Here is a 15,462-nt window from a genome sequence, read left to right on the forward strand (position 1 = left end):
CGGCTATTTGGCGGCCCAGGAATTGAAGCGCTGTTCCAGTTGCTCGCCGTTGTCAGCCCAGAAGCTGACGTCGATCTGCACCTGGTTCGCGATGTTTTCCGGGGTGGTCGGCATGTCCTTCAGGACATCCTTGGCCAGCAGCGGCACAGCCTGGGTATTGGCCGGGCCGTAGGCGATGTTTTCCGAGTAGGTCTTCTGCTGCTGCGGCTGCACCGAGAAGGCGATGAACTTCTTCGCCGCTTCCGCGCGCTTGGCGTCCAGGCCTTTCGGGATGGCCCAGGCGTCGAAGTCGTAGATGCCGCCGTTCCACACCACTTTCAGGTTGGATTCTTTTTGCACCGCAGCGATGCGACCGTTGTAGGCCGAGCTCATGACAACGTCACCGGAAGCGAGGTACTGCGGCGGCTGGGCGCCGGCTTCCCACCACTGAATGCTTGGCTTGAGCTCATCGAGCTTCTTGAACGCACGATCCTGGCCGCCCTTGCTCGCCAGCTCTTTGTAGACATCTTTCGGTGCCACACCATCGGCCATCAGCGCGAATTCGAGGGTGTACTTGGCGCCTTTGCGCAGGCCGCGCTTGCCCGGGAATTTCTTCGTGTCCCAGAAATCCGCCCAACTGGTCGGTGCGGTTTTCAGCTTGTCAGCGTTGTAAGCCAGCACGGTCGACCAGACGAAGAAGCCCACGCCGCATGGCTGAATCGCGCCTTTGACGTAATCTTCGGTCTTGCCGAACAGCGCAGGATCAAGCTGCTCGAACATGTCTTCGTCGCAACCACGGGACAGCTCTGGCGATTCAACTTCGACCAGATCCCACGACACGCTCTTGGTGTCGACCATGGCTTTGACCTTGGCCATTTCGCCGTTGTATTCGCCGGCAACGATCTTGCCGTTGCCCGCCGCTTCCCACGGTGCATAGAAGGCTTTGACTTGCGCTGCCTTGTTCGCCCCGCCAAACGACACCACGGTCAAATCCGGGCCAGCGGCCATTGCGCTTGCCGCACCCATCAGGCCCAGGGTCAGGGCGGTGAACTTCAGGGATCTCAACATTTATTGTTCTCTCCACGTGCAGGGTTGGTGTTGGTATTGCCGGGGCGCTTAATGCGCCTCTAGAAGTGGATCAAGCGCGCGAACGTGCTCGACCTGCCAGCCAAGCGGAACCACGTCGCCGACGCTGAGCGCAGGATCGAGCTCGGCAATCGGTTGTTTCACGAAGAAGTCGGTCTTGCCGCAGACTTCCAGGCGCACCCGGACGTGGTCGCCCAGATAGATGAATTCCGCCACCCTCCCTGAGAAACGGTTGACGCATTGATCGCTCGAACCGTTGAGGCTGACGCGCTCCGGACGGATCGACAGCGTCACCGGCTCGCCGGTCTGGCCAACGTTGACGGCCAGCGCCTCGACCTTTTCGCCACGGCCCAACTCGACCACGCAGCGCTCGCCGCTCTGGCTGAGCAAGCGGCCGTTGAGACGGTTGTTCTCACCGATGAAATTGGCAACGAAGGTGTTTTTCGGCTCTTCGTAAAGGGTGCGTGGAGGCGCGATCTGCTGGATTTCGCCTTGATGGAATACCGCCACGCGGTCGGACATGGTCAGTGCTTCACCCTGATCGTGGGTCACGTAGACCACGGTCACGCCGAGGCGCTGATGCAGGTGTTTGATTTCCATCTGCATGTGTTCACGCAGTTGCTTGTCGAGTGCGCCCAGCGGCTCGTCCATCAGCACCAGTTGCGGTTCGAACACCAGCGCGCGGGCCAGTGCCACACGCTGCTGCTGACCACCGGACAACTGCGCCGGATAGCGCGAAGCGAAAGCATCGAGCTGGACCATGCTGAGGACTTTCTTCACCCGCTCGCTGACATCGCTTTTGTTCAGGCCACGCACGGTCAACGGGAACGCAAGGTTCTCCGCGACCGTCATGTGCGGGAACAGCGCGTAGTTCTGGAACACCATGCCGATGTCGCGCTTGTGCGGCGGCACGTTGTTGATCGAACGCCCGGCCAGCAGAATCTCGCCAGCGGTCGGGGTTTCGAAGCCGGCGAGCATCATCAGGCTGGTGGTCTTGCCGGAACCGGACGGCCCGAGCAGGGTGAGGAATTCGCCTTTGCGAATGTCCAGGTTGAGGTCTTTGACGATCAGGTTCTCGCCGTCGTAGCTCTTCTGCACACCACGAAAGCTGACCAGCACATCACTGGTCCCTGCGCTTGTATCGACCTGGCTCATACCCACACCTTTGTTGTTGATGACTGCTTGTTCATCAAGCCTAGTGGCTGGCGCCAGCCACGCAAATCGGGGCGCAGGAGAGAATCGCTTAAGCGTAATGGAAGGTTGGGGGTAGGGATTGCCCTACAAGGATGGCGCTAACGGATAAGGCAGTGGCGAGGGGTGAGCGGCGAGCTGCAAGCAAGGGCAAAAAGCGTGTGTCGCTAATGGACATGCCCAAGATGCCAGCCTCAAAGCACATCCCTTGTGGGAGCGGGCTTGCTCGCGAATGCGGTGGGTCATTCAACTCATTCGGCGACTGGTACACCGCTTTCGCGAGCAAGCCCGCTGCCACAGTTTTGACCGCGGTGATTTTTAGAGGAGTTTGTGCTCCATCGCATATTTCACCAGCTCGGCCAGCGAGGTGATGTTGAGCTTCTGCATCAGCCGCGCTTTGTGCGTGCTGATCGTCTTGCTGCTGAGGGCCAGTTGCTGGGCGATGTCGTTGACGTTGGCGCCCTGAGCCAGGCGTTCGAACACCGAGAATTCGCGTTCCGACAGCAGCGAATGCAGGGGCCGGGTATCGGTCAGGCCGACTTCGAAAACCATGCGATCGGCCAGTTCCGGATCAATGTACCGCCCACCCGCCGCGACTTTGCGAATGGCAGTGAGCAACAGCGCCGGATCACTGTCCTTGGTCGCATACCCGGCCGCGCCGACCTTCAATGCGCGAGCAGCCATTTGCGCTTCGTCGTGCATCGACAGCACCAGAATCGCTGGCGGATTGTTCAGCGCACGGATGCGCGGGATCGCTTCGAGGCCATTGACGCCGGGCATGGAGATGTCCAGCAGCACAACTTCACAAGGCACGCTGCGCAGGGTTTCGAGCAGCTGCTCGCCATTGCTCGCCTCACCGACCACTTGCAGATCCTTGGCCAGGCCAATCAATTGCTTGATGCCCTCGCGGACGATGGTGTGGTCTTCGGCTACCAGTACACGGATCACGTTCTTCTCCTGATTTCAGGTACACACCAATCCCTGTGGGAGCGAGCCTGCTCGCGAAGGCGTCAGCACTCACAACACAAATCCTCAGATCTCACTCACCGGCACTCGCACCACCAGACTGGTGCCCTCCCCCGGCTCACTCACCAGCTCCAGCCGCCCGCCCATGATCAGCACCCGCTCACGCATGCCGACCAGACCAAACGAGGTCGGCCGACCCTCGGCGGCGACAAATCCTACGCCATCATCGCTGACCGTCAGACACAATTCATCGCCCGCAAGCTCCAGCGTCAATTCCACCGTATGCGCCTGAGCATGACGCATCACGTTGGTCAGCGCTTCCTGCAAAATCCGGAACAGCCCCACCGCCTTGGCATCGCTGAGCGCCGGCAGGTTGTCGGGGACCTGCACCAGACACGGAATCTGCGTGCGTGCCTCGAAGCGTCGTGCCTGCCACTCGATCGCCGAGGCAATCCCGGCATCGAGAATCGGTGGACGCAACGCCGTCGCGACATCACGGACCAACTGAAATAACTGCGCGATCAGGCGCTTCATACTGTTGAGCCGCTCGTTCAGACCCGGGTCGAGTTGCGCGTAGGCCAGTTCGCACATCGATGTCTCCAGTTTCAGCACGGTGAGCATCTGTCCCAACTCATCATGAACTTCGCGGGCAATGCGCGCTTTCTCTTCTTCGCGCACGCTTTCCAGGTGCGCCGACAATTCGCGCAGTTGCTCGCGCGAGGCCGCCAGTTCCAGCTCGATGCGTTTGCTTTCGCTGATATCCCAGACAATGCCGTCCCAGACGTAAGCGCCATCCTCCAGTTGCCGGGTGATCGCCTTGATCTCGGCCCAGCGCTGTTCGCCCTCGCGCGTGACGATGCGGCCCTGCCACGACCAGTCGCTGTCGGTGTCCAGCGCCTGATCCTGGGTGCGGTGATAACTGGCCCTGTCGTCGGGATGCACAAGACTGCGCAGGCCCATATCGCGATGGGCGATGGCTGCCGGCGCGTAACCGACCAGACTTTCGCTGCCCTCACTGATGTAGGCAAAGTCGATCTGCCCGGTGACAGGCGCCCGTTCCAGACGAAAGACCAGACCCGGGACGTTGGCGGCGATGCCTTGCAGGCGCGCCTCGCTTTCCTGCAAAGCGGCGAGCGCACGGCGGCGGTCGGTGACATCGGTGAGGTAGACCACCAGATATTCACTGTCGCGAAAACGCAGAAAACTCAAAGACACGTCGGCCGGCAGCACGCTGCCATCGGCGCGCAGGCAGCTGGTTTCGAAGCTCAGCGGCCCTTCTTCACTGGCCCGTGCGCGCTTCCACAGATTGAGCCAGCGATCCATGTGCAGGCCGGGCTCAAAATCGATCAGCGGCCGCTCGATCAGCCCGCCCGAGGGATAACCGAGCATGTTTTCCGCCGCGCGGTTGGCGTAACGCACATGGCTGTCCCAATTGACCCAGAGAATGCCGACGGTACTTTGATCGATAGAAAACTGTGTCAGCCGCAGCGCTTCTTCACTGGCCGCGCGCAACGCAATGTCCTCGCGGGCGCTGAGCAAGCGTTGTTCGAGACTGTGCTGTTGGCGCCGCTGCCAGAACACGATCGCCGCGCAACTGAGCAACATCACCGCGAACAACAGACTGAGGTTCTGCCAGAACCCCGGCGACTCGGTCAGCCGTGGATATTTCGGCTGCAGCCATTGGTTGTGCAGTTGTTCCAGATCCTTGGCCGGGATCGCGCGCAAGGCGCTCTGGACGATGCCGGCCAGTTCCGGCCAATCGCGCCGCGAGGCCACCCGCAGCAGCTGCGGCAGGCCGATATCGCCAACCACTACCAGCTCGGCGAACTCCGGCTCCACCGAAAGTCGCCCCAACTGCGCTTCGTCGACCACCGCGTAGGAGGCTTGCTGACTCAACAGTAGCTGCAACGCCTGCCGTTCCAGCGGCACGCCTTGCAGATTCAAGTGCGGATAGTTGCTGCGCAGATAATCGGCGGTGCTGCTCGGCATGCGCACGGCGACGCGGGTCTGGCTGTCGAGCTTTTCCAGATCGACCGCGCCGCTGCTTTTCTGGTCGCTGACCACCAGTTGCGGCACGCGCATGTACGGATCGGAAAACTGCCAGAGGCGCAGCGCGCCGGGTGTCTGGCTCAGGCCCGGGGCGATGTCGATCTCGCCTGCGCGCAAAGCGCTTTCCAACTGTCCGAGATCCTGGAAGTTGCGCCAGCTCAGTTCCACGCCGAGGGTTTTGGCCAGCAGTTTCATCAACTCGACATTGGCCCCGGACAATCGCTGCAAGCGCCGATCATAAGTCGCGTAGGGCGCCTGCAAGACCAGGCCGACGCGCAATTCGGTGTGCTGCGCCAGCCATTGCTGCTGGCTCGGCGTCAGTTGTGCGACATGGGCCGGTGGCGCAGGCGCCGCCCAGCCCATCAAGGGAAACCACAAACAGCCGATAACCCACAGGCAGCAAAATCGCTTCATTGAAGTCTCATACACTGACAAATTCTGACCAACCCATTAGGCTGCCGGGATACTTTCTGGCCTGGAATAACCGATGCCCTCTGTCTACCGCCTGGCACTGCCAGCATTGTGCCTGTCGCTGATCCTGCCTTGTGCGTTTTCCGTCGAAGCCGCCGATCCTGCACCTGCCGCCACGGATAAACCCGCCGAAGAAAAACCGGCCGAGCGCCAGCCACTGCTTGAGCGTAGTCAGGAAGAGGCGGCTGCACTGCAACGTAAACTGCCAGTGCAAGAGCAGCAACAACTGCAGGCTGGCAGCGACACTTTCCTCGCCCTGTGGAAACCGGCCAACAGCGCCGAGCCCAAAGGCGCGGTGATCATCGTTCCCGGTGCCGGCGAAACCGCTGACTGGCCGCAGGCAGTCGGCCCATTGCGACGCAAACTGCCGGATGTCGAGTGGAGCAGCCTGAGTATCACCCTGCCGGATCTGCAAGGCGACGCCATTGCTCCGCGCGTAGTCGAACCGGCCGCCGCGCCGAAAGCCCCGGAAACCACAAGCAAGGACGCCACCACCGCGCAGCCGATCGAACAAGCCGCTGGCGGTGAAGCAGAAGTCGCTGAACAGGTGGTGGCCGAGACCAGCGAAGAACAAGCCAAGGCCGACGCCGATCGCATCTTCGCAAGGATTGACGCGGCGATTGCCTACGCCGAACAGCAAAGCGCACGCAGCATTGTCGTACTCGGTCACGGCACCGGCGCCTATTGGGCGGCGCGTTTTCTCAGCGAGCGACAAACGCCGCAGGTGGAGAAACTGGTGATGGTCGATGCGCAAGCACCGGTCAAGGCCTTGCCGCCACTCGTCGAACTGACGCCGACACTGAAGCTGCCGACTGTGGATATTTTCTACATGGACAAGGCGCTGGATCGCAACGCCGCGCTGGAACGCATGCAGGCGAGCAAGCGCCTGAAGACCTCGGCGTTCAGCCAGGTGGCGCTGAAGGTTTTGCCAGACAAAAAGGCCGAGCAGGAACAATTGGTTCGACGGGTGCGGGGTTGGTTGAACCCACAGGCTGTGGACTGATATTCAGACCGAGCCGCCCCCCTTCGCGAGCAGGCTCGCACCCACATTGGATCTATGCAAAATTCAATGTGGGAGCGAGCCTGCTCGCGAAGAGGCCCGCACAAACAACAACCCTCTAACGCCTAGCGAAAATCCCGCCGCTCGCGAATCAACGTATAGGCGTTATGCAAATCCCGCGTACGTTCGGTCGCCTCACGCACCTGGGCCGGCGTCGCGCCGCTGCCGGCAATCTTGTCCGGGTGATGGCGACTGAGCAATCGCCGGTAAGCGCGCTTGATCTGCGCCGGCTCGCTGCTCGCCGACACCCCAAGCAATTTCATCGCCTCCTGATAGCTCACCGCCGCACTGACGATCGGCCGCTTGCCGGGTTCGTAATCGCTGGCCAGCGCTTGGACCTGATGCGGCGTCCAGCCCAGCCATTTACCCCACTGCGCCAGTAACTCACGCTCGCTGACACCCGCGCGACCATCGGCCCAGACCATGCGCCAGCAGGCGCGCAACACACCTTCGGCCGCGTGCGGTTGCGAACTCAAACGACGCAGATAGCCGCGCAGATTGTCGCCACCAGACTTGCCGCGATTGAATGCAGCAATGGCTCGCCGTGTCGCCGGCTCGCTCATTTCCAGCGCGCGCATTTCATTGCGAGCCTGCTGGATATGCCCGTCAGTGACGCGCCCGTCGCTCTTGGCCAGACGTCCGAGCAAAACGAATAACAATTCGTCGTTGCGCAGCATTGGCCGGCCGCCAAGCTTCTCGCGCAAGTGTCCCCAGCTCTGCAAATGCAGGCGCCGATCCAGCGCCTGCCCCAACAACGCCCCAAGCATGGCCCCCGGAATGCTGGCAATCGCGTACCCCACTCCGGCTCCAATCAGAGTCCCTGGCCACAGCATCTCAGCGACTCGCTTCTATCAGGGCTTCGGCTTCGGCCAGACGCTCGTGGGTACCGACATCCACCCAATGCCCCTTCAGACGCTCACCCGACACCTCACCGTTAGCCATGGCATTGCGCAGCAGCGGTGCGAGTTTGAAAGCGCCATCGCTGCACCCGTCGAACAATTGCGGATGCAGCACGGCGATACCGCTGTAGGTCAGCGTCTGAGCATCAGGCTCACCGTCCTGCACTTTGCCGTCGATCAGGGTGAAGTCACCCCTAGGGTGATGCGCCGGATTGTCCGCCAGCACCAGATGCGCCAGGCCATTGATCGGCTGGTGCAGCACGCTGAAGTCGTAATCGGTCCAGATGTCGCCGTTGACCACCAGAAACGCATCATCACCAAGTAACGGCAGTGCACGGAAAATCCCGCCACCGGTTTCCAGCGGCTCGCCTTCCGGCGAGTACTGGATGCTCAGGCCGAAACGCGAACCGTCACCCAGGTAATCTTCGATCTGTTTACCGAGCCAGGCGTGGTTGATCACAATTTCGTTGAAACCTGCGGCTGCGAGCGCGCGCAGGTGATACTCGATCAGCGGTACACCGCCGGCACGCACCAGCGGTTTCGGCGTGGTCAGGGTCAGCGGGCGCATGCGCTCGCCTTTGCCTGCGGCCAGAATCATTGCCTTCATGCCGTCGCTCCAGCACGCAAGCTGCTGAACAGCACTTGCAGTTCCGCCAGTTCAGGGCGGCGGGCAATCACTGCTTCTATATAAGAGAAGAAGCGCGGCACGTCCGCCAGATAACGCGGCTTGCCGTCGCGATGACAGATGCGCGCGAAGATGCCGATGACTTTCAGGTGACGCTGCACGCCCATCAGGTCGCTGGCGCGCAGGAAGTCTTCGAAATCCGCCTGCACCGGGATGTTCAGTGCGCAGGCCTGCTGCCAATAACTTTCCAGCCAGCCGCGCACGCGTTCTTCAGGCCAACTGAGGAAAGCGTCCTTGAACAGGCAGGTAACGTCGTAAGTCACCGGGCCGTACACCGCATCCTGAAAATCCAGCACGCCGGGGTTGGGCTCGCTGAGCATCAGGTTGCGCGGCATGTAGTCGCGGTGCACCAGCACTTTTGGCTGCCCGAGCGCGCTGTCGATCAGCAGCTCACTGATGTGCTGCCATTGTTGCTGCTGGGCCGCATCGAACTCGACGCCCAGCTCATGCTTGACGTACCACTCGGGGAACAACGCCAGCTCACGACGCAACAGGGCGATGTCGTAACTGGGCAACGGCGCCACCATCGGCAACTGTTGAAAAGCCAACAGCGCTTGCAGGGCATCGTGGAATAACGCGTCGGCATTTTCACCATCGATCACATCAAGATAGGTCTTGTTGCCCAGGTCATTGAGCAAAAGAAAACCGCGCTCGAGGTCTTCGGCATAAATTTTCGGCACATTTATTCCGGATTTCGCCAGCAAAAAGGCGATATCCACGAACGGTTTACAGTTTTCCTGGGGTGGCGGCGCGTCCATCACGACGAAGCTGCGACCATCGCCCTCCCAGCGGAAGTAGCGGCGGAAACTCGCGTCGCTGCTGGCCGCAGTCAACGTGGCCGGGGGCACGGTGCCCCAGCCCTGTTCGGCAAACAGCTTTGCCAACTGCTCATCGAGCCAAACTTTCAGGTGTTGCAAGCGTACATCTTGGTCAGGCATTGCAAGGGTCTCCGACGGCGCTAGCCGTCAAGCGGGTCATGCTTTATTATCCAGCATCTTTTTCAGACCATCGAGAGGCGTGCGGCCCACACCGCGGGCAGATGGCACGCAGGAAGCCCGGACTAATAAGATGGCATTGAAATCCCCCGCGTTTCGTAAAAAATTTCCGTTGTTGGTAACCGGCAGTCTGCTGGCTATGCAACCTCTGGCCAGTCAATTCGTTGTTGCCGCCGAGCAGTATGACTGCTCCGTCTCGGCTACGGGTGGCTGGGACTGTGCGCCCAAGTCGCCCGCTGCGGCATTGCCGCCGCGTCCGGTGCATGACGGCAGTGCCGTCAGCGCCGCCGGCGAGCCTGTGGCCGACAAGGGTTCCGAGGCCGACACTGGCGCGAAAACCGCACTGGTTACCGAAGCCAAGGGCCGCGGCCTGAAATCCCGTAGCGAAGACTACAGTCACCTCGACTGGGTTCCGCGCGAGAAGCTCACTGCCGCCCAACTGGCCGAGACCGGTCCTTACTGCTCTGGTTCCTATATCGAACCGATTCGTCCTGGCATGAATGACAAGACGAATAAAAGTGACGCGCCGACCTTCATCGGTGCCAAAGCGTCGCGTTACGAGCAGGACACCCAGGTCGCCAGCCTCGCCGGTGACGTGGTCATGCGTCAGGGCAGCATGCAGGTCGAAGCCGACGAGGCCAACCTGTACCAGGCCGAGAGCCGTGGCGAACTGGCCGGCAACGTACGCATCCGCGATAACGGTGCGCTGATCGTCGGCGACCACGCCGATGTGCAGCTCGACACCGGTGAAGCCAAGGTCGACAACGCTGAATACGTGATGCACAAATCGCGAATCCGCGGTAATGCGCTTTATGCCAAGCGCGCCGAAAACGCGATCATCCGCCTGAAGGACGGCACGTACACCACGTGCGAACCTAATAGCAACGCGTGGCAGCTCAAGGGCAACAACATCACCTTGAACCCGGCCACCGGTTTCGGTACCGCGACCAACGTGACGTTGCGCGTCAAAGACATTCCGATCCTGTACACGCCTTACATCTACTTCCCGATCGACGATCGTCGCCAGTCAGGCTTCCTGCCGCCGACCATCGGTTCGGGCAGCGACACCGGCTTCATGCTGGTCACGCCGTACTACTTCAACCTGGCGCCGAACTACGACGCCACGTTGTACCCGCGCTACATGAGCAAGCGCGGCATGCTGGTGGAAGGTGAGTTCCGCTACCTGACCAAGTCGAGTGAAGGTCAGTTCGGTGCCTCGTACCTCAACGACGAGAACGATGATCGCAAGCGTCAGTCCGACTACAACGAGACTCGCTACATGTACAACTGGCAACACAAGGGCGGTCTCGACTCCCGCGTGCTGACCCAGGTTGACTACACCAAGATCAGCGATCCGTATTACTTCCAGGACCTGCAAACTGACCAGATCGGCGTCAAGAGCGATGATTTCGTCAACCAGCAGGGCTCGGTCACTTATCGTGGCGACAGCTACACCGCACGCCTCAACGCTCAGCAGTATCAACTGGCGACCGTTTCGAACATCACACCGTATGGCCGTCTGCCGCAGATCACTTTCAATGGTCAGCTGCCGTACCATCCGGAAGGCCTGAATTTCGATTACGAGACCGAGTTGGTCCGTTTTGATCGCGACCTGCGCAGCGGCACGTTTGTACAGGAAGACGGCATCACTACCGAGTCGCGCCTGGACAACAACATCACCGGTCTGGCTCGCGCCAACGGCGATCGTTTGAATCTGAAGCCGGGCGTCAGCCTGCCGATGAACTGGACGTATGGTTTCCTAAAGCCGTCGCTGAAGTACCAGTACACGCAATATCAGCTGGATCTGGACAACACCGGTAAATCGCAGATCGATGCGCTGTCGCCGGAAAATCAGAAACTCTACGGCAAGTTCGACAGCAACCAGAACCGTGGTGTACCCATCGCCAGTATCGACAGCGGCCTGTACTTCGACCGCGACACCTCTTACTTCGGCAAGAACTACCGCCAGACTCTGGAGCCGCGCCTGTTCTATCTCTATGTCCCAGAGACAGATCAGGAAGACATTCCAGTATTCGACACCAGCGAGTACACCTTCAACTACTCGTCGCTGTTCCGTGACAACCGTTTCTCCGGCTCCGACCGTGTCGGCGACGAGAACAAACTGTCGCTGGGTGTGACCAGTCGCTGGATCGAAGAAAACGGCTTTGAACGTCAGCGCATCAGCGTGGGCCAAGCCTACTACTTCAAGAATCGCGAAGTGCAATTGCCTGGCATCGATGCAAAAACCCGTGAAGACTCTAAATCCAGCGTTTCACCATACGCGCTGGAATACGAATACCGCTGGAACCGCGATTGGCGCGCCACTGCCGATTACAACTGGGACCCGGACAGCCGCAGCCCACGCTCAGGCAGTGCGATGTTCCATTATCAGCCGGCTGACAACCCGAACAAAGTCATCAACGCCGGCTATCGCTATCGCAATGACCAGATTCGTTACGATCAGAACACTGGTCAGTGGTCGGTGGGCGGTGGCGACTACGGCACCCCGGGCCAACCTGGCTACGTGAAGGACTACTACAAGATCCAGCAGCATGACTTCTCGGTCATCTGGCCGATCGTTCCGCAGTGGAACGCCATCAGCCGCTGGCAGTACGACTACAACCGCAATCGCACGCTGGAAGCTTTCGGTGGTTTCGAATACGACAACTGCTGCTGGAAACTGCGCCTGATCAACCGTTACTGGGTTTCCTATGACGAGTTCAGCCAGGAAGCTCCGCAAAACGAAAAAGGCGACCATGGCGTCTTCCTCCAAATTGTTCTGAAGGGACTCGGCGGCCTGACTGGCGCCAAGGTAGAGAGCTTCCTCGACAAAGGCATTCAAGGTTATCGTGAACGTGAAGACCAAGCTTTCTGATTGTCTGCGCCCGGTGCTGCTGGGCGCGTTGTTCCTGGGTACGGCGGCCAACGCCGCCGTACAATCCATCGATAAAGTGGTGGCGATCGTCGATAACGACGTGGTCATGCAGAGCCAACTGGACCAGCGCGTTCACGAAGTTCAGCAGACCATTGCCAAGCGCGGTGGCGGCCTGCCGCCTCCGGATGTGCTCGACCAGCAAGTGCTCGAACGTCTGATCGTCGAAAACCTGCAACTGCAGATCGGCGAACGCTCGGGCATCCGCATCACTGACGAAGAACTGAACCAGGCCGTCGGCACCATTGCTCAGCGCAACAACATGACGGTTGACCAATTCCGTGCAGCACTGGCTCGCGATGGCCTGAACTATGACGACGCTCGCGATCAGATCAAGCGCGAGATGATCATCAGCCGTGTGCGTCAGCGTCGTGTAGCCGAACGCATTCAGGTTTCCGAGCAGGAAGTGAAGAACTTCCTCGCCTCCGACCTGGGCAAGATGCAACTGTCCGAAGAACTGCACCTGGCCAACATCCTGATTCCGACCCCGGAAAGCGCCAACTCTGAAGCCATTCAGAGTGCTGCGCGTCAGGCCATGGAGGTTTACCAGCAGCTCAAGCAAGGCGCCGACTTTGGTCAGATGGCCGTGGCCAAATCCGGCAGCGACAACGCTCTGGAAGGCGGCGACATGGGCTGGCGTAAAGCCGCTCAATTGCCACCACCGTTTGACCGCGAGCTGAGCAGCATGGCCGTCGGCGACATCACTCAGCCTGCGCGTACGCCGGGCGGCTTCATCATTCTGAAGCTGCTGGGCAAACGTGGTGGTGAAGCGCAGATGCGCGACGAAGTGCATGTCCGTCACATTCTGGTCAAACCGAGCCCGATTCGCGACGAAGCCAAGACCGAGGCGCTGGTGAAGTCGCTGTATGAGCGCATCACCGCCGGGGAAGATTTCGCCACCCTGGCGAAAAACTACTCCGAAGATCCGGGCTCGGCGCTCAACGGCGGCGACCTGAACTGGATCGACCCGAACGTACTGGTGCCGGAATTCCGCAATGTGATGGCCAAGACGCCACAAGGTCAGCTGTCCCAGCCATTCCAGACCCAATACGGCTGGCATGTTCTGGAAGTCCTCGGCCGTCGCGCCACCGACAGCACCGAACAGGCCCGCGAGCAGCAAGCCATGACCGTCCTGCGCAACCGCAAGTACGACGAGGAGCTGCAAACCTGGCTGCGGCAGATCCGTGACGAAGCGTACGTAGAGATCAAACTCCCTGGTGCAGACCAGGCAGCGCAGTGAAACCCCAGCGTTTCGCGCTGACACCCGGCGAACCAGCCGGCATTGGTCCCGACCTGTGCCTGCTGCTCGCCTCGCAAGCCCAGCCACATCCCCTGATTGCCATCACCAGCCGCGACCTGCTCCTTGAGCGGGCCGCGCAACTGGGGCTGGCTGTCAATCTGCTGGATGTCGCGCCGGGGCAGTGGCCAGATGTTCCAGCGCCGGCCGGCAGCCTGTATGTCTGGGACACACCGCTCAGCGCACCGGTTGTTGCCGGTCAACTGGACAAATCTAACGCGGCGTTCGTTCTCGAGACCTTGACCCGCGCTGGCAACGGCTGCCTGAACGGCGATTTCGCCGGGATGATTACCGCGCCGGTGCACAAAGGCGTGATCAACGAGTCGGGCATCGCGTTTTCCGGACACACCGAGTTCCTCGCTGATCTGACGCACACCGCGCAAGTGGTGATGATGCTTGCTACACGTGGTTTGCGCGTGGCGCTGGTCACCACTCACCTGCCCCTGCGCGAGATTGCCGACGCAATCACGCCGGAGCGGCTGGAGCGTGTCACGCGAATTCTGTACGCCGACCTGCAAGAAAAATTCGGCATCGCCCGGCCCCGCATTCTGGTTTGCGGCCTCAACCCGCACGCAGGGGAAGGCGGACACCTGGGCCATGAAGAAATCGACATTATCGAACCGACATTAGAGCGCCTGCGCAGTGAGGGCATGGACCTTCGTGGCCCGCTGCCTGCCGACACTCTGTTTACCCCCAAATATCTGGAGCACTGCGACGCAGTGCTGGCGATGTACCACGACCAGGGTTTGCCCGTGCTCAAGTACAAAGGCTTCGGCGCGGCCGTCAACGTGACGCTAGGCCTGCCGATCATCCGCACATCGGTCGACCACGGCACCGCGCTGGACCTGGCCGGCAGCGGCAGGATCGACACCGGCAGCCTGCAAGTCGCCCTGGAAACCGCCTACCAGATGGCCGAGACCCGTATATGAACGAGCAATACCAACACAAGGCGCGTAAACGCTTTGGCCAGAACTTCCTGCACGATGCCGGCGTTATCGACCGCATCCTGCGCTCAATCCACGCCAGGCCTGATGATCGCCTGCTGGAAATCGGCCCAGGCCAAGGCGCCCTCACCCAAGGCCTGCTCGGCTCCGGTGCGCAACTCGACGTGGTGGAACTGGACAAGGACCTAATCCCGATCCTCAACCAGCAGTTCGCCGGCATGAGCAATTTCAACCTGCATCAGGGCGATGCACTGAAATTCGACTTCAATACGCTCAACGCCGCGCCGAACAGCCTGCGGGTGGTTGGCAACCTGCCGTACAACATCTCGACACCGCTGATTTTTCACCTGCTGAACAACGCCGGCATCATTCGCGACATGCACTTCATGCTGCAGAAAGAAGTGGTCGAGCGTCTGGCCGCAGGCCCGGGGGGCGGTGACTGGGGTCGTTTGTCGATCATGGTTCAGTACCACTGCCGCGTGGAACATCTGTTCAACGTCGGCCCAGGCGCTTTCAATCCGCCGCCGAAAGTCGACTCGGCGATCGTTCGTCTGGTGCCGCACCCGGTGCTGCCGCACCCGGCCAAGGATCACAAGTTGCTGGAGCGCGTTGTCCGCGAAGCTTTCAACCAGCGCCGCAAAACCTTGCGCAATACCCTCAAGCAATTGCTCAGCAATGCCGAGATCGAAGCCGCTGGCGTCGATGGCAGCCTGCGTCCCGAGCAATTGGATCTCGCTGCATTCGTGCGCCTGGCCGACCAGCTCGCGATACAGGCCCCGGCAGCTCCCGCCGCCGACTGACCCGCGATGAACGCTATCGGGCAGCACACCACTCTGGTTTACTGCCCGATACTTGCCTAGACTGATTCCCCATCAGCTACGCCCCGCGTTCCGCTTCGTTAAGGCCTT

The 15,462-nt window shown here is 60.6% G+C and carries 12 protein-coding genes; 5 read left to right on the forward strand and 7 right to left on the reverse strand.

What is annotated here, in order from left to right:
- Positions 1-3: 3 nt before the first annotated feature.
- The 4 genes from AC4IHP_RS12370 to AC4IHP_RS12385 all read right to left on the reverse strand — a co-directional run bounded on the left by AC4IHP_RS12370 (position 4) and on the right by AC4IHP_RS12385 (position 5,685).
- Positions 4-1,047, reverse strand: coding sequence for an ABC transporter substrate-binding protein (locus AC4IHP_RS12370; RefSeq protein WP_038363355.1), 1,044 nt, complete (start codon positions 1,045-1,047; stop codon positions 4-6).
- 48 nt (positions 1,048-1,095) lie between these two features.
- A complete protein-coding gene (locus AC4IHP_RS12375; protein WP_101160862.1) occupies positions 1,096-2,220 on the reverse strand; it encodes an ABC transporter ATP-binding protein in 1,125 nt (374 codons plus the stop codon).
- 354 nt (positions 2,221-2,574) lie between these two features.
- Entirely contained in the window at positions 2,575-3,204 is a 630-nt protein-coding gene (locus AC4IHP_RS12380; RefSeq protein WP_003228820.1) for a response regulator, read from the reverse strand.
- A gap of 84 nt (positions 3,205-3,288) precedes the next feature.
- On the reverse strand, positions 3,289-5,685 hold the full coding sequence (locus AC4IHP_RS12385; protein ID WP_490831795.1) for a PAS domain-containing sensor histidine kinase: 2,397 nt from the start codon (positions 5,683-5,685) through the stop codon (positions 3,289-3,291).
- Between the two features lie 73 nt (positions 5,686-5,758).
- Here AC4IHP_RS12385 and AC4IHP_RS12390 point away from each other — a divergent pair, with 73 nt between their 5' ends.
- Positions 5,759-6,745 (forward strand): alpha/beta hydrolase family protein, encoded by a 987-nt coding sequence (locus tag AC4IHP_RS12390; RefSeq protein ID WP_460121843.1) that lies wholly within the window; start codon positions 5,759-5,761, stop codon positions 6,743-6,745.
- Between the two features lie 122 nt (positions 6,746-6,867).
- Here the strand turns inward: AC4IHP_RS12390 and AC4IHP_RS12395 are convergent, their stop codons facing one another.
- From AC4IHP_RS12395 to AC4IHP_RS12405, 3 genes are read right to left on the reverse strand one after another with little or no spacing between them, the layout of a single operon-like run.
- The gene (locus tag AC4IHP_RS12395) at positions 6,868-7,635 is read right to left on the reverse strand and encodes a TerB family tellurite resistance protein (RefSeq protein WP_460121845.1); all 768 of its coding nucleotides are present in this window, start codon (positions 7,633-7,635) and stop codon (positions 6,868-6,870) included.
- Between the two features lies 1 nt (position 7,636).
- Positions 7,637-8,308: an N-acetylmuramate alpha-1-phosphate uridylyltransferase MurU gene (murU, locus tag AC4IHP_RS12400; protein WP_490831796.1), complete on the reverse strand. Its 672-nt coding sequence runs from the start codon at positions 8,306-8,308 to the stop codon at positions 7,637-7,639.
- Positions 8,305-9,324: an aminoglycoside phosphotransferase family protein gene (locus AC4IHP_RS12405; RefSeq protein ID WP_460121849.1), complete on the reverse strand. Its 1,020-nt coding sequence runs from the start codon at positions 9,322-9,324 to the stop codon at positions 8,305-8,307. Before AC4IHP_RS12405 ends, murU begins: the two co-directional genes overlap by 4 nt.
- A gap of 130 nt (positions 9,325-9,454) precedes the next feature.
- On the opposite strand from AC4IHP_RS12405, the gene AC4IHP_RS12410 reads away from it, so the two are divergent.
- The 4 genes from AC4IHP_RS12410 to rsmA are packed head-to-tail and all read left to right on the forward strand — an operon-like array spanning position 9,455 to position 15,354.
- A complete protein-coding gene (locus AC4IHP_RS12410; RefSeq protein WP_490831797.1) occupies positions 9,455-12,256 on the forward strand; it encodes an LPS-assembly protein LptD in 2,802 nt (933 codons plus the stop codon).
- Positions 12,231-13,553: a peptidylprolyl isomerase SurA gene (gene surA, locus AC4IHP_RS12415; RefSeq protein WP_460121853.1), complete on the forward strand. Its 1,323-nt coding sequence runs from the start codon at positions 12,231-12,233 to the stop codon at positions 13,551-13,553. The genes AC4IHP_RS12410 and surA overlap by 26 nt, the downstream gene beginning before the upstream one ends.
- The gene (gene pdxA / locus AC4IHP_RS12420; protein WP_460121855.1) at positions 13,550-14,539 is read left to right on the forward strand and encodes a 4-hydroxythreonine-4-phosphate dehydrogenase PdxA; all 990 of its coding nucleotides are present in this window, start codon (positions 13,550-13,552) and stop codon (positions 14,537-14,539) included. The genes surA and pdxA overlap by 4 nt, the downstream gene beginning before the upstream one ends.
- The gene (gene rsmA, locus AC4IHP_RS12425; protein WP_490831798.1) at positions 14,536-15,354 is read left to right on the forward strand and encodes a 16S rRNA (adenine(1518)-N(6)/adenine(1519)-N(6))-dimethyltransferase RsmA; all 819 of its coding nucleotides are present in this window, start codon (positions 14,536-14,538) and stop codon (positions 15,352-15,354) included. Before pdxA ends, rsmA begins: the two co-directional genes overlap by 4 nt.
- The last annotated feature ends 108 nt before the right edge of the window (positions 15,355-15,462 follow it).

The organism is Pseudomonas sp. UF-293 (assembly GCF_058245595.1).

What these genes read in the sequence shown, in the direction of transcription:
- AC4IHP_RS12405 (WP_460121849.1), bottom strand. Translation starts at nt 9,324, where the DNA reads ATGCCTGACCAAGATGTACGCTTGCAACACCTGAAAGTTTGGCTCGAT.
- AC4IHP_RS12395 (WP_460121845.1), bottom strand. Translation starts at nt 7,635, where the DNA reads ATGCTGTGGCCAGGGACTCTGATTGGAGCCGGAGTGGGGTACGCGATT.
- AC4IHP_RS12375 (WP_101160862.1), bottom strand. Translation starts at nt 2,220, where the DNA reads ATGAGCCAGGTCGATACAAGCGCAGGGACCAGTGATGTGCTGGTCAGC.
- rsmA (WP_490831798.1), top strand. Translation starts at nt 14,536, where the DNA reads ATGAACGAGCAATACCAACACAAGGCGCGTAAACGCTTTGGCCAGAAC.
- AC4IHP_RS12385 (WP_490831795.1), bottom strand. Translation starts at nt 5,685, where the DNA reads ATGAAGCGATTTTGCTGCCTGTGGGTTATCGGCTGTTTGTGGTTTCCC.
- AC4IHP_RS12370 (WP_038363355.1), bottom strand. Translation starts at nt 1,047, where the DNA reads ATGTTGAGATCCCTGAAGTTCACCGCCCTGACCCTGGGCCTGATGGGT.
- AC4IHP_RS12390 (WP_460121843.1), top strand. Translation starts at nt 5,759, where the DNA reads ATGCCCTCTGTCTACCGCCTGGCACTGCCAGCATTGTGCCTGTCGCTG.
- murU (WP_490831796.1), bottom strand. Translation starts at nt 8,308, where the DNA reads ATGAAGGCAATGATTCTGGCCGCAGGCAAAGGCGAGCGCATGCGCCCG.
- AC4IHP_RS12410 (WP_490831797.1), top strand. Translation starts at nt 9,455, where the DNA reads ATGGCATTGAAATCCCCCGCGTTTCGTAAAAAATTTCCGTTGTTGGTA.